This is a genomic window from Pyxidicoccus caerfyrddinensis, from assembly GCF_010894405.1.
GTDB lineage: Bacteria > Myxococcota > Myxococcia > Myxococcales > Myxococcaceae > Myxococcus > Myxococcus caerfyrddinensis.
The window spans coordinates 99,384-113,550 of sequence record NZ_JAAIYA010000001.1; the positions used below are offsets into that span (position 1 = coordinate 99,384).

Sequence of the window (14,167 nt, forward strand, 5' to 3'; positions counted from 1 at the left end):
AGTCACGACGCAACACCTCGGGCTTGTGCCATGCCCATGTCATGGGTCCGTCAGCCGGAGGGACGCTCCCGCCTGCCTGCCCAGCCGCAGTGCGTCGAGGCGCCCGACCGTGCGGCCGCTCGCGTCACGCCTGGAACGCCTGGGTGAGCCGGGCAATCGCGCCGGGAAGACCGCGCACCCGGAGCTTGCTCCCGCTCTCGTCGTACTCCTGGGAGAGCACCGTGGTGTGCTCGTACACCTCGCCGATGCGCCCCTGGTTGGCGTACGGAATCACCAGGTCGGCCTCCACCATCGACGCCTCGAAGAACTGGAGGATGCTCCGCCGCAGTGCCGCGACGTCTTCCGGCCGGTGGGCCGACAGCAGGATGGCGTCCGGGTGACGGGCCCGCAGGGCCTCGCGCGCCGCGTCATCCAGCCGGTCCACCTTGTTCAGGAGCAGGCGGCTCGGAACGGCATCCGCGCCAATCTCGCGGAGCACCGTCCGCGTGACTTCGAGCTGCGCGTCCCACGTCGGGTCGGACGCGTCCACCACGTAGAGCAGCAGCGAGGCTTCCAGCGCCTCGTCCAGGGTAGAGCGGAAGGAGGCGACGAGGTCGTGCGGCAGCTTCTGGATGAAGCCCACCGTGTCGGAGACGAGCACGCGCGGCCGCGTCTCCGGGTGCAGCGCGCGCACGGTGGTGTCGAGCGTGGCGAAGAGCTGGTCCGCCACCAGCACCTCGCTGCCGGTGAGGGCGCGCATCAGCGAGGACTTGCCCGCGTTGGTGTAGCCGACCAGCGCCACCCGGAGCTGATCCCGGCGGGCATACCGGCGGTTGTCCTGCTCCCTTTCGATGGCGGCGAGCCCCTCGCGCAGCTCCGCGAGCCGGTCGCGAATCTTGCGCCGGTCGAGCTCCACGGCGGAGTCACCGGCGCCACGGCCCTGCTGGCGCTCACTGCCTCCCGAGGACTCGCGCAGCCGGGGCGCGAGGTAGTTGAGCCGGGCAATCTCCACCTGCATGCGCGCCTCGTGGCTCCGCGCGTGCCGATGGAAGATGTCGACGATGACGCCGGTGCGGTCCATCACCAGCGCGCCGGTGGCCTTCTCGAGGTTGCGAAGCTGGCTGGGCGACAGCTCGTGGTCGACGACCACCACCGTGGGACGCGGCCCGGCCGCGGCGGCTTCTTCAACGTCGGTGGGCTCCTCCGTCGGCTCGGCCTCTTCCTCCTCGGCCTCGGCGTCACCCTCTTGCGCGCCGGACGCCTCCGCCTCGGGCGCGCCCTCCTCCTCGGCCTCCCACTTCGCGCGGGCCTTGGAGGTCTGGTTGCGAGCTCCGGACGTAATCACGCCGGGTCCACCGGTGAGCGCGGCCAGCTCCTTGAGCTTTCCCGTGCCGAGCACCGTCCCGGAGGCCAGCCCCGAGCGGCGCTGGGTCACCGTCGCCACGGCGTCATAGCCCAGCGTGTGCACCAGCCGGCGGAGCTCCGCGAGGTCCGCGGCGTGCTCCGTGTCCGAGACGCTGGGGAACTGGACGCCGACGAGGACGGCGCGAGGGCGTGCGGGTAGGTTCTTGGACATGCGGACGCTCGTAACACGTCGAGGTCCGCGGCGGACGACTCGTGTTCACCACGGCCGGCCAGGAGAGCTGCCGCTGCGCTCCCCTGCTTCCCTCAGTCCACCTTCGCCACGCGGCCGCGGTCGTCGAGGAAGTCCTCCACGCCCTGCGAAATCGCCTTCGCCACCTCGGTCTGGAACGCGCCCGAGGCCAGGCGCTCCTCGTCCTCCGGATTCGACAAGAAGGACGTCTCCACCAGGATGGCCGGCATCTTCACGCCCAGCAGCACGTAGAACAGCGCCTCCTTGTGCCCCAGGTCCTTGATGCCCGTGTACTTGCGCGACAGGCCCGTCACCATGTTGCGCTGCACCTGGTTCGCCAGCCGCGACGACTCCTCGGTGTTCGCCTTCGTGGCCAGGTCCGCCAGGATGAACTGCAAGTCGCTGATGCCCTTCTCCGACGACTGGTTCTCCCGCGCCGCCAGCCGGATGGAGTAGCGGTCCGCCGACGTGTTCAGCGTGTACGTCTCCACGCCGCGCAGCTTGCGGCTCGCCGCCGCGTTGCAGTGGACCGAGATGAACAAGTCTCCATGCTCCGCGTTGGCGAACTTCGCCCGGTCCTCCAGGCGGATGAACCGGTCATCGTCGCGCGTCAGCACCACCTCCAGGCCCTTCTCGCGCAGCTCCTCCGCCAGCTTCTTCGCGATGGACAGCGCCACGTCCTTCTCGCGCGTCTTCTCCTTGCCGATGGCGCCCGTGTCGTGACCGCCGTGCCCCGGGTCGATGACCACGCGCCGCACCTTCAGCCCGAGCTGCTCCGCCAGCGTCAGCTCCGCGCCGCGCGACTGCTTGGACACCGCCTTCAGCCGCGCCTGCGCCACCTTCTCGTCCACCGGACGGGTGATGGGCTTCGGCGGCTCGGGCGGCGCGACGACGATGGTGTACGGCGCCTCGGAGTCCTTCGTGTTCCCCTTCGCCTCGGCCTTCTCCGCCGCAGCGACGACAGGGGCCGGCTCGGCCGAGGGCTTCGGCGCGACGGCCTTCAGGTCCCGGGCGGGCTCCTTCTCGGCGGCCGGCTTCTTCGGCGCGGCGGCCACGGCGACCGGCTCCGCGGCGGCGGACTGGGACTCCAGCTCATCCGACGGCTTCTTCGGAGCCACCGTCGCGGCCCGGGCCTCCTTCGCCGCAAGTGCCGCCGCCACCGCTCCATCCAGCCCCTTCTCCTCGTCCTCGTGGTTGGCCGCGGGCGTGTTCGGATCCAACCGGGGAATCATCGGCGACGGCTCCCGCGCGAGCTTCTCGATGGCGCCCACCAGCGCCGAGCCCGAGCGCTCGGCCGGCGGGGACACCTGCGCCACCGCGGAGGCGCGCTCGTCAGCGGCGGGGGACGCGGGCTTCACGGGCGCGGGCTTGCTCGCCGGAGCGGACTTCGCGGGCGCGGGCAGCGTGGCCAGCAGCGCCTTCATGTCCTTCGCCTGGTCTCCCTTGCCATTCTTCGCGAGCGTCTCCGTCAGGATGCGCCGCGCCACGTCCGGCTGGTCCAACCGATTCACGTAGATGCGAGACAGCGCCAGCGCGGCGTCGTCCGCGAGCCGGTGCTTCGGGTAGTCCTCGCGGACCTGCTTGTAGTGGGAGATGGCGGCCTTCAGGTCGTCCTCGACGAAGGAGACGCGGCTCAGCTCCTGGAGCAGCTCGGCGGCGGTGAAGAGGGCATCCGGGGCGCGGTCCGACTTCGGGTGGCGCGTGGCCACCGCCTCGAACTTGCGCACCACGTTGAGCCAGTGGTGGCGCAGCTTGCGCCGAGACGCGTCATCCTTCAGCGCGTAGTAGGAGCGCCGGGCGCCCTGGTAGGCCTCCTCGGCCTCATTGCGCTTCGCCGCTCCCACCGCGCCCGGGACGAGCAACAGCAGCACGGGCAGCACGAGAGCGAGGCGCATGGATTCCTCCGGCGGACAAGGAGCTACAGGCGTGTGTCACACGGCCCCATGTCACCGGCAAATTTTCGGCCCCTCCCCTTCCCGTCAGCGCACCCAGCCCAGCTCCTTCGCCAGCTCCTGGTCGATGACGCGCGCCCAGCCGGGCTGACGGGGCACCACCGCCGCCAGCACCTTCTCCGCGTTGCGCACCGGCGCCCGCCCCGGCCGCACCCGCGCGCGCACCGCGTGCTTCACGTCCTGCCGGAAGTAGTGCGCGGGGAAGGACACCTCGCCCCGCGACTCCGGGAGCGGCCCGTCCGGCGTCAGCCACACCAGCGCGCCCAGCCGCAGCGGCTCCACCTCCGCGCGCCAGAGCCGCCGCACCTCCCATGAGAAGAGCCCCACCGCCACCAGTGCGCCCAGGCCCAGGCCCCAGGGCAGCAGTCCCACCCGCGTGGCCCGGGCCCGCGCGAAGCCCGCCTCGCGAGGACGGTCCGGCACGGCCGGGTCCACCAGCAGCTTCACCTTCGCGCCCCGCCCCAGCCCTTCCGCGTACTCGGCGTAGGTGCGCACGCCGGAGACGGAGTGCTCGCGGTCCTGGAACGTGTAGAGCACCTCGAGTGCGCCTTCCGCTCCGTCACGCGCATCCTTGGGCGGCAGGCGCGTGGCCACCACCAGCCCGTCGATTTCCTCGGCGCGCGCGGTGAAGCCCTGCTCCTCCACGAAGAAGCGCCCGGCCCACGCCGCCCCGGTGCCGAGGAGCGCGATGAAGGCGAGGCCCAGCACCACGCCTCGCACGAGGCGCACCACCGCGCCGGGCACCTGCGTCAGTCGCACCTTCCGGGGGGCATGGGGAATGGCCAGCTGCATGCGGCGGCCAGCCTACCCCACCTCGGCCCGTGGCTTCTCACGCCTGCTCCTCGGCCCGAGCAACTCCGACGACGCGGCGTAAGGCGCATCACTTCGGCTCGGGCGGCAGCCGCACCCAGACGCCGCGGAAGCGCTTGCGCGCCGGGTCCTTCAATCGCTTGCACTCCACCCCGTCGAGCGGAACCGTGCCGTCATCGCTCAGGAGCAGGATTTCCTCCGCCTGCTCCGGCGTGAAGAAGGCCTCGGGGTTCAGCCCGGTGAGGTCCACCTCCGAGGCGGGCACGGGCGCATCGTCCCCGCCGCGCCAGGTGAACAGGCGGGACGTCGCCTCGCTCGCGGTGGCCCCGCTGATGATGACGTAGCGCCCGTGCCACCACGACAGCGAGCGGATGCCAAGTCCGCCCAGGTCCAGGAGCCTCGGCTCGCCCAGGCGGGCCCGCGCCCCCTCGCGCACCACCTCCGTCGGGTTCAGCAGCGGCACCACCAGCGCGCGGCCCTGGGGCACCGGGCTGCGGAAGCCGATGAGGAGCGACGTGCCATCCGCCATCGCCGTCAGGCCCTCGATGTTCAACCCGCCCGGCGATTTCGGCGCCAGCCCCTCGGCGTGCTCGAGCGCGAAGGGGGCCATGCGCGGGTCCGCGAGCAGGTCATCCAAGAGGTGCGAGTACGGCTGCCCCACCAGCTTCGGGCCTCCGTCCGTCTCCTCGGTGGCGAAGAAGCGCAGGCGGCTCGGCTGCTTCTTGCCGGAGCTGTTCCGGCCATGCGACGTGAGCCAGAAGGACAGCGAGCCCAGTCCCGTCGCCGCCTCGATGTCCGCCTCCGGGGGCTTCTTCTTCGTGGGCAGCTCCAGGTCCGGAGACAGGTCCACGCTCCGCACCGGGGCGCCGCCGCGCCGGGCGTCGTAGACGCGGAGGATGTTGTCCTCGTCGTCCCCCACCACGAACAAGTCACCCCCGAGCGCCACCGCGCCCGAGGCATCACACATCCCCTCGAAGACGACGGAGGCTCGCGCGTCCGCCGCCGCGCTCGCAGCGGGGGCGACGGACTGTTGCTCGGAAACAGCCCGGGCGGCGCAGCCCGTGGCCAGGACTCCCACACAGATGAAAACCAGCCTCATGGGCTCCCTTCTTTGCACGAAGGGAGTCCCCGGGAAGGGGCGGTAAACGCTCTGTAATCTGACCGACAGCCGAGCCGCGCTACTCCAGCTCCCGCTGCAGCCGCGCCAGCAGGTTCAGCGCGTCCAGCGGCGTCATCCGGTCGACGGTGACGGCCTTCAGCGTGTCCAGCGCCTTCTGCTGCGCGGGCGACAGCGCCGGAGCCGACGGCTGGAGCACGGGCGCCGGCTCCGCCACGAACAGCCCGAGCTGCCCCGCCGGAGTGCCCTTCTTCCCCGACTGCCGCACCGCCACCCGGGGCCGGCCCGCGTCGTCCAATTCGCCCGACTCCAGGTTCTGCAGCAGCTCACGCGCCCGGGACACCACCTCCGGCGGAAGGCCGGCCAGCTTCGCCACTTCGATGCCGTATGAGCGGCTCGCCCCGCCCGGCACCAGCTTGCGCAGGAAGATGACCTTGCCGCCCTGCTCTTTCACGGCGACGCACAGGTTCTTCACCCGGGGCCGCTCGCGGGCCAGGTCCACCAGCTCGTGGTAGTGCGTGGCGAACAGCGCCCGCGCGCCCACCGTGTCGTGCAGGTGCTCCGCCACCGCCCAGGCGATGGAGAGCCCGTCGAAGGTGGACGTGCCGCGGCCAATCTCGTCCAGGATGATGAGGCTCTTGCGCGTGGCGTGGTGGAGGATGTGGCTCGTCTCCGTCATCTCCACCATGAAGGTGGACTGCCCGCGCGCCAGGTTGTCCGCCGCGCCCACGCGCGTGAAGATGCGATCACACAGGCCGATGCGCGCCGCCTTCGCCGGAACGAACGAGCCCGCCTGCGCCATCAGCGCCGTCAGCGCCACCTGCCGCATCACCGTGCTCTTGCCCGCCATGTTGGGGCCGGTGATGACGAGCAGCTGCGCGTCCTCCGGGTCCATCCGCACGTCGTTGGGGACGAAGGACTCGCCCGCCCCCAGCATGCGCTCCACCACCGGGTGCCGGCCGGAGGTGATCTGCAGCACCTCCGACGCGTCCACCTCCGGCCGCGTGTAGCCGTACTCCGCCGCGCAGCGCGCGAAGGACAGGAGCGCGTCACACGCCGCCACCGCCTCCGCCGCCGAGCGGATGCGCGGCGCCTCCGCCACGACTTTCGCCCGCAGCTCCTCGAAGAGCTGCAGCTCCAGCACGCACCGGCGCTCCTCCGCGGTGAGCACCTGCTCCTCGTGCTCCTTCAGCTCCGGCGTGACGAAGCGCTCCGCCCCCACCGTCGTCTGCTTGCGGATGTAGTCCGAGGGCACGAGGTGCAGGTTCGACTTCGTCACCTCCAGGTAGTACCCGAAGACCTTGTTGTAGCGGACCTTCAGCGAGGAGATGCCCGTGCGCTCCTTCTCCCGCGCCTCTATCTGGAGCAGCACGTCCTTGCCCGACGTGGACAGCGCCACCAGCCGGTCCAGCTCCGCGTCGAAGCCGGGGCGGATCATCCCGCCCTCCTTCAGCACCACCGGCGGCTCGTCCGCCACCGCGCGGCCCAGCAGCTCCGCCAGCTCCGGCAGCGCGGTCAGCGGCCCGGACAGCGACTTGAGCAGCGTGGACTGGCACCGAGCCAGCGCCGTCCCCAGCCGGGGCAGCCCCGCCAGCGACACGCCCAGCGCGCGCAGGTCCCGGGCGTTGCCCGCGCCCAGCGACAGCCGGCCGCACAGCCGCTCCAGATCGCCCACCTCCTTGAGGATGGTGGCCAGCTCCTCGCGCCACACGCTGCGCCCGGACAGCTCCTCCACGGAGTCCAGCCGCGCATGGATTTCCGGCAGCGAGCCCAGCGGAGACGCCAGCCAGCGCGCCAGCTTGCGCGCGCCCAGGCTCGTCACCGTCCTGTCCAATACCCCCAGCAGCGAGCCCTTGCGCCCGCCGTCCCGCTGGGAGCGCAGCACCTCCAGGTTGGCCCGGGAGGACTCGTCCATCAGGAGGTTGCCGGCGCGCTCCTGGCGGCTCAGCCGGTCCACGTGCGCCGCGGGCGTCTTCTGCGTGTCCTTGAGGTAGCGCAGTGCCGCGCCCGCCGCCCCGGTGGCCAGGGGCGAGTCGTCCAGCCCGAAGGCGGACAGCGACTGCACGGAGAAGTGGCTGCGCAGGTAGTTGCCCGCCCGCGTCGGCTCGAAGCCCGCGGACTCACCCTCCGCCACCGCCGGCGTGCGCGACAGCCGGCCGCACAACTGCGCCACCTCCGGCGAGTTGCGCTGCCCCTGCGGTACCAGCAGCTCCCGGGGCTCCACGCGCGACAGCGCCTCCGCCAGCTCCGCGGACGTGGCCGCCTCCAATGCCATGAACTCGCCGGTGGACGCCTCCAGCAGCGCCGCGCCCCAGCCCCGCTCGCCCCAGCACACGGCCGCGAGGAAGTTGCTGGCCTGCGGCTCCAGCACCTCGTCGTCCAGCACCATGCCGGGCGTAATCACCCGCGTGACGTCCCGCCGGACGATGCCGGGCCCGCTGCCGGCCTCCTCCACCTGCTCGCAGATGGCGACCTTCAGGCCTTCGTTGATGAGCCGGGCGATGTAGCGGCGCGCCGAGTGGTACGGCACCCCGCACATGGGAATCTTGTCCGCGCCCTTGGCCCTCGCGGTGAGGGTGATCTGCAGCAGCTCCGAGGCGCGCACCGCGTCCTCGAAGAACATCTCGTAGAAGTCCCCCAGCCGGAAGAACAGCACCGAGTCCGGGTGGAGGGCCTTCAGCTCCAGGTACTGCCGCATCATCGGTGTCAGGGAGGCGATTTCCCGCGCGCCCGCTCCCTCGCCCGTCCCCTGGCCGACGTCTGGAGTCACGTCCCCGGGGAGGTCCACCGCTGCCTTCACTGCCTTCGCCTGCTGCGTCACGGCCATCCCTGCCCTTCTCTCACGACCCGACCTGCGGATCAACGAACCCGCCACCCTACCTGCCGCGTTCCTTTATCATCCGCCGCCGACACTCGCCGCCGCCCTCCGGCCGAAAACGGGTGCGCCCGTCCGCCCGGCCGTGCAAGGTGTCCGCATCATGGAGACGCCCCCGACGACGCCCCCGCCGCGAGCCTCGCCGCCGCCCCCCGTACCGGCCCTCTTCCGTGCCGCCCTGTTCCCCCTCCAGGCCTTCTTCCGGCTGGAGGCCAGCAGCGGCATCCTCCTGGCGCTCTCGGCGGTGGCCGCCATGGTGTGGGCCAACTCCCCCTGGGCCGGTGCCTACAACGCCCTGTTCGATGCCCACCTGGAGATGGGCCTGGACGGCATGCGGGCGGGCTTCAGCTTCCGCGAGCTCGTCAACGACGGGCTGATGACGCTCTTCTTCTTCGTGGTGGGCATGGAGATCAAGCGCGAGCTGACCTCGGGCGAGCTGCGCACCTTCTCCCGGGCGCTGCTGCCGCTCATCGCCGCGCTGGGCGGCATGGTGGTGCCCGCGCTGCTCTACATCGCCTTCAACCACGGCACCCCGTCCATGGCGGGCTGGGCCATTCCCATGGCCACGGACATCGCCTTCGCCATCGGCTGCCTCACGCTGGTGAAGGCCCGGGTGGGCCACGGGCTGGTGGTGTTCCTCACCGCGCTGGCCATCTTCGACGACATCGGCGGCATCCTCGTCATCGCCCTCTTCTACGGCAGCGGGCTGCACGTGGAGTGGCTGCTCGTGAGCGCGGGCGTGCTGGCGGTGCTGCTCGTGCTCAACCGCTTCTACGTGCGCAGCGGCATGGTGTACCTCGTGGCGGGGGCGGCGCTCTGGTACGCCATGCACCACGCGGGCATCCACGCCACGCTGTCCGGAGTGGCGCTGGGGCTGTTCATCCCCGCGCTCCCCACGCGCGGCGGCCGGGAGGTGCTGGAGGAGCTGGCCGGCTTCGCCTCGCAGTGCGTCCGGGAGGTGGGCGACGAGCAGGTGCGCGGCGCGCAGATTCTCTACATCGAGGAGCGCCTGGAGGACCTGGAGCCGCCGCTCAACCGCTTCGTGCACCTGTGGCACCCGTACGTGGCCTACGGCATCGTCCCCCTGTTCGCGCTGGCCAACTCCGGCATCTCCCTGGAGGGCATGGGCTGGGGGGACCTCTTGAAGCCCCTGCCGCTGGGCATCATCGTGGGCCTCTTCGCCGGCAAGCAGCTGGGCATCTTCGCCTTCACGTGGGCGGCGGTGAAGGCACGGGTGTCCGACATGCCGGGCGGGGCGGGCGTGGGGCAGCTGCACGGCGTGGCGGTGGTGGCGGGCATCGGCTTCACCGTGGCGCTGTTCGTGGCGGGGCTGGCCTTCCTGAAGGAGCCGGAGCTTTTGAGGGAGGCCAAGCTGGGCATCCTGGTGGGCTCGCTCCTGTCGGCGGTGGTGGGCTACGTGCTGCTGCGGTTCGTGGCGAAGCCGGTGGCCCCGGCGTAACGTAGGGACAAAGGGCGGCGTACGTGATTTTCCAGGACCTCAACCGCGTTCGGCAGATCTCCGTCATCGCGGCGCGCCACGGCTTTGGCGAGCTGGCCGAGCGCGCCGGCCTGTGGCGCATGCTGGGCCGCAAGGAGAAGGTGGAGGTCTCCCCGGAGACGCAGCGCGCGTCCACCGCCCGGCGCTTCCGCATGCTGCTCAGTGATTTGGGCCCCACCTTCATCAAGCTGGGCCAGGTGCTCTCCACCCGCGCGGACCTGCTGCCCGCGGAGTTCATCGACGAACTGTCCCTTCTCCAGGACCACGTGGTCCCCATCCCCCTGGAGCAGGTGCACGCGCAGATTCGCGACTCGCTGGGCAAGGACGTGCAGGAGCTGTTCGCGCAGATAGACCCGACGCCGCTGGCCGCCGCGTCCATCGCGCAGGTGCACCGGGCCGTCACGCTGGAGGGCGAGGAGGTGGTGGTGAAGGTGCAGCGGCCGGGCATTGCCGCGAGCATCGACTCGGACCTGGGGGTGCTGCGCGGCCTGGCGCGCCTCTTGGAGGCCGTGGTGGAGGAGACGGGCGTCTACACGCCCACCGGCATCGTCGACGAGTTCGACCGGGCCATCCACGAGGAGCTGGACTTCCTCAACGAGGCCGACAACGTCCGCGCCTTCCTGGAGACCCACCGCGAGCGGACGTACCTCAAGATTCCGCGCGTCTATGCCTCGCTGTCGAGCCGCACGGTGCTGACGCTGGAGTTCATCCGCGGGGTGAAGATCAACCAGGCGCAGCTTCCCGAGGAGGACCGGAAGGTCATCGCGAAGAACATCCTGGAGGCGAGCTTCCGCCAGCTCTTCACGGACGGCCTGTTCCACGGCGACCCGCACCCGGGAAACATCCTCCTCCTGGAGGGCAACCGGCTGGCGCTGCTGGACTTCGGCGTGGTGGGGCGGCTGACGCGGCAGATGCAGGAGACGCTGGTGATGCTGTGCCTCTCGGTGGCGCTGAAGGACAGCGACTCGGTGGCGCGCATCCTCTACCGGGTGGGCGTGCCGGATGCGCGCGCCAACCTGGTGGGCTTCCGCAACGACATCGACGGGATTCTCGGCCAGCACCTCGCCACCACGCTGGGGCAGGTGGACACGCGCTCGCTGCTGCGAGACTTGCTGGACCTCGCGGTGAAGTACCGCATCCGGATTCCGAAGGAGTACGCGCTGCTTAGCCGCGCGTCCGTCTCCACGGAGGGCATGCTGCGCAGCCTCTACCCGGAGATGAACATCATCGAGGTGGCGCTGCCGTACGCGAAGGAGCTGCTCGCCGGGCGGTATGACCCGTCGCAGCTGCAGGGCGGGCTGATGCGGACGCTCCTGCGCTTCCAGTCCATGGCGGCGGACCTGCCCACGCAGCTGTCGCAGATTCTCCTGGACATGGAGTCCGGCAAGTTCACCGTCACGGTGCGCGCGGACCAGTTCGAGAAGCTGAACGAGAACATCCGCAGCGCGGCGGTGATTGCCTTCCTTGGCTTGTGCGCGTGCGGCTTCATCGTGGGGGCGTTCATCGCCTTCGCGCCCAAGCCGTGGATGTACGGCAACGTGCCGGTGCTGGGCGTGGTGGGCATCGCCTTCGCGGCGGCGCTGTTCGGCGCCGTCTTCACCTGGTACCTCTTCGGCGGGCGGCGGCTGGGCAAGGTGAGCCTCAGCCGCTGGCTGAAGAAGCCGCAGAGGCGCAGGTAGGCCCCCTCGCGGTTACACCGGACGGCGGAACAGGTCCGCGAGGTCCGCGGGGAGCTGCGAGGCCACGGCCGCCACCTCGTCCTCGGGAATGCGGTCTCTGATGGCGGTGAACACGGCCGTCACGATGCGGAAGGACTGGTCCACCGGGATGCGAAGGTGGTCCGCCACGTCACCGATGAACTCGTCACGCCCCATGCGCCTCGCGTGGGACGGACCCCGGTGGATGGTGCAGGCGCCGAGCAGCTCGCCGATGCCTCCGGGCAGCGCGCGCATCAGCTTCACGTCCTCGCCGTCGGACAGGCGCCGGGCCAGGGTGCAGAACACGGCCTCGGCCGCATGGCGCGCCTCCACCTTGTTCACCCGCAGCTCCTGACTGTTCTGCAGCTCGTCCAGGAAGGGCTGAAGCTCCAGGGATTCGTCCCGCTCCTTCACCGGCTCCTTGGAAACGTCACGAGGGGGTTCGGTGTGCTGCGCCATGGGGTCGTCTCCTTGCTCGCGGTGGCTGCGTGTGCCCACGCCACCCGACGTCCGTCATGGTGGCCATGCCGCGCGCGGGCATCAGCGGAAGGAAGACGGCACCTCCCGCCGCGAGCCCCGGGACGGGAGCCCGCCCGGACGCCCGCCCCGTCCCCCGGGGAGGGCCGCGACCTTGTGAAAAAAACGAGGCGGCATGTCGAGCCGGAGCGCGCTGCTCCGACATGAAGGCATGGACGGCGCCATTTCCGGTGCCGGCCCCACCGAGGAGCTCCCAATGCAGAAGATCACTCCGTTCCTGATGTTCAACGACCAGGCGGAAGAGGCCGTGAAGCTCTACACGTCGTTGTTCAAGGGCTCGAAAATCATCAACATCTCACGCGGCCCGGACGGTAGGGCGATGTCGGTCAACTTCGAGCTCGAAGGGCAGCCGTTCATGGCGTTCAACGGCGGGCCGCACTTCAAGTTCTCGGAGGGAATCTCGCTGTTCGTCAGCTGCGAGACCCAGGCCGAGGTCGATGTGCTGTGGGAGCAGCTCGCGGCCGGCGGCAAGCACAAGCAGTGCGGCTGGCTGGAGGACCGGTTCGGAGTGTCCTGGCAGATCATCCCCACCGCCCTGATGCGCCTGATGGGAGACAAGGATCCGGCGAAGGCGGGGCGCGTGGTGCAGGCGATGCTCGGGATGCAGAAGATAGACATCGCCGGCCTCGAGCGCGCCTACCAGGGGAGCTGAGTCCCCTACTTCGTGGGCTGAACCGAGGGGCCCTTCGGCGCCGCCCGGGTCAGTTCGTCCAGGACCACCACGCCGCCCTTCATGACGAACCGGACGCGCTGGAGCTCGGAGACGTCCGCCAGCGGGTCTCCGGAGACAGCCACCAGGTCTCCGTAGCGCCCCGGCTCCAGCGTGCCGACATGCTCCTGGAGTCCCAGCAGCTCCGCCGCCCGCGAGGTGGCCGAGCGCAGGGCCTCCAGCGGCGGCAGCCCGGCGCGATTCAGGGCCACCGGCTCCATGGCATTGCGGCCCTGCTGCCAGGCCGAGGCTGCGTCGAAGCCGCTGGCGAGCTTCACGCCGAGCTGATGCGCGAGTGCCACCGTCTTCCGAGTGCCGGCGAGCCGCGCCTCGAAGCGGGTGCGCGTGGCCGCGTCCGGGGCGCGCTCCACCAGGGCCTCGAGGATGCCGACCGTGGGCACCAGGAAAGCGCCCTTCTGACGGATGAGCTCCAGGGCCGCGCGGTCCGCGTTGTGGCCATGCTCGATGGAGTCCGCGCCCGCGGCGAGCGCATTGCGGATGCCCTCGGGCGTCATCGCGTGGACGGCCACCTTGCGCTTCGCCTTGTGCGCCTCGTCGATGATGACGCGCAGCTCGTCGACGGTGAGCGTGGGCGTGGCCCAGTCCGCATAGATTTTCAGCAGGTCCGCGCCCTGGCCCAGTTGCTCGCGCGCGGCGCGGCGGGCCTCCTCCACCCCGCTGACGAACTGCGCTCCCGTGGGCAGGTCCTTCACGTCGGGCGAGGTGCCGAACGGGTGGTACGCGCCCACCGCCGCGATGCCGCGAGTGGCCACCAGCATGCGCGGCCCCTCTACCAGTCCCTGCCGGATGGCGTCGCGCAGGGCCACGTCGGCGAAGCCGCTGCCCTCGTTCTCCACGTCGCGCACGGTGGTGAAGCCGGCGCGCAGCGTGGCCCGCGCATTCGCCGCGCCCTCCAGCGCCCGGGTGGCCTGGGACTTGGTGAGCAGCGCCAGCTCGTAGCCGTTCGGCACCTCCGACTCGCGCGCCATCAGGTGCGTGTGGCAGTCGATGAGCCCGGGCAGCACCGTGGCCGCCCCCAGGTCCACCACCTCGGTGCCCTCGGGGATTTGCAGCCCGGGGCCCACCTTCACGATGCGGTCGCCCTCGATGAGGATGACCGGCTGGGCCACGTACTTCCCGCTCTTCACGTCGAGCATGCGCGCGGCGCGCACGGCGACGCGGCGGGGCGCCTCGGTGGACGCGGCGGGCTGGGCCGTGGCGACAGCGCCCAGGACGAGGGTGAGCAGGGACAACACATGGGCATGCCGCTTCACGGAGCCTCCGGAGGAAGTCAGGAACGCGGCGCAGCGTAGCGCGCGTTCAGCACACGACACACACCTTCCGGCCGTGGGCCTCGGCCACATGTACGTGCAACCGGATGACATCCGCTACAACGTCG

10 protein-coding genes are annotated in these 14,167 nt (G+C 70.9%); 3 read left to right on the forward strand and 7 right to left on the reverse strand.

Annotated elements, in window-relative coordinates; all coding sequences use genetic code 11:
• Nucleotides 1-124 precede the first annotated feature (124 nt).
• The 5 genes from hflX to mutS all read right to left on the reverse strand — a co-directional run bounded on the left by hflX (nucleotide 125) and on the right by mutS (nucleotide 8,279).
• Complete coding sequence (gene hflX / locus G4D86_RS00380) at nucleotides 125-1,555, reverse strand: GTPase HflX (RefSeq protein ID WP_163988150.1); 1,431 nt, start codon at nucleotides 1,553-1,555, stop codon at nucleotides 125-127.
• A gap of 92 nt (nucleotides 1,556-1,647) precedes the next feature.
• Nucleotides 1,648-3,468, reverse strand: a complete 1,821-nt coding sequence (locus G4D86_RS00385; protein WP_163988151.1) for an N-acetylmuramoyl-L-alanine amidase — start codon at nucleotides 3,466-3,468, stop codon at nucleotides 1,648-1,650.
• An 84-nt stretch (nucleotides 3,469-3,552) separates the two neighbouring features.
• Nucleotides 3,553-4,317, reverse strand: coding sequence for a DUF3592 domain-containing protein (locus G4D86_RS00390; RefSeq protein ID WP_163988154.1), 765 nt, complete (start codon nucleotides 4,315-4,317; stop codon nucleotides 3,553-3,555).
• Nucleotides 4,318-4,405: 88 nt separating this feature from the next.
• On the reverse strand, nucleotides 4,406-5,434 hold the full coding sequence (locus G4D86_RS00395; protein WP_163988156.1) for a DUF3616 domain-containing protein: 1,029 nt from the start codon (nucleotides 5,432-5,434) through the stop codon (nucleotides 4,406-4,408).
• Between the two features lie 79 nt (nucleotides 5,435-5,513).
• The gene (gene mutS, locus G4D86_RS00400) at nucleotides 5,514-8,279 is read right to left on the reverse strand and encodes a DNA mismatch repair protein MutS (protein ID WP_163988158.1); all 2,766 of its coding nucleotides are present in this window, start codon (nucleotides 8,277-8,279) and stop codon (nucleotides 5,514-5,516) included.
• 148 nt (nucleotides 8,280-8,427) lie between these two features.
• Here mutS and nhaA point away from each other — a divergent pair, with 148 nt between their 5' ends.
• Both nhaA and G4D86_RS00410 read left to right on the forward strand, forming a co-directional pair.
• Nucleotides 8,428-9,786 (forward strand): Na+/H+ antiporter NhaA, encoded by a 1,359-nt coding sequence (gene nhaA / locus G4D86_RS00405; RefSeq protein WP_205519444.1) that lies wholly within the window; start codon nucleotides 8,428-8,430, stop codon nucleotides 9,784-9,786.
• Between the two features lie 23 nt (nucleotides 9,787-9,809).
• On the forward strand, nucleotides 9,810-11,504 hold the full coding sequence (locus G4D86_RS00410) for an ABC1 kinase family protein (RefSeq protein ID WP_163988162.1): 1,695 nt from the start codon (nucleotides 9,810-9,812) through the stop codon (nucleotides 11,502-11,504).
• A gap of 12 nt (nucleotides 11,505-11,516) precedes the next feature.
• Here G4D86_RS00410 and G4D86_RS00415 read toward each other — a convergent pair whose 3' ends face one another.
• Complete coding sequence (locus G4D86_RS00415) at nucleotides 11,517-11,981, reverse strand: DUF2267 domain-containing protein (protein WP_163988164.1); 465 nt, start codon at nucleotides 11,979-11,981, stop codon at nucleotides 11,517-11,519.
• Between the two features lie 274 nt (nucleotides 11,982-12,255).
• Between G4D86_RS00415 and G4D86_RS00420 the strand changes: the two genes are divergently transcribed.
• On the forward strand, nucleotides 12,256-12,711 hold the full coding sequence (locus G4D86_RS00420; protein ID WP_163988167.1) for a VOC family protein: 456 nt from the start codon (nucleotides 12,256-12,258) through the stop codon (nucleotides 12,709-12,711).
• A 5-nt stretch (nucleotides 12,712-12,716) separates the two neighbouring features.
• Here the strand turns inward: G4D86_RS00420 and G4D86_RS00425 are convergent, their stop codons facing one another.
• Nucleotides 12,717-14,042, reverse strand: a complete 1,326-nt coding sequence (locus G4D86_RS00425) for an amidohydrolase family protein (protein WP_163988169.1) — start codon at nucleotides 14,040-14,042, stop codon at nucleotides 12,717-12,719.
• Between the last annotated feature and the right edge of the window lie 125 nt (nucleotides 14,043-14,167).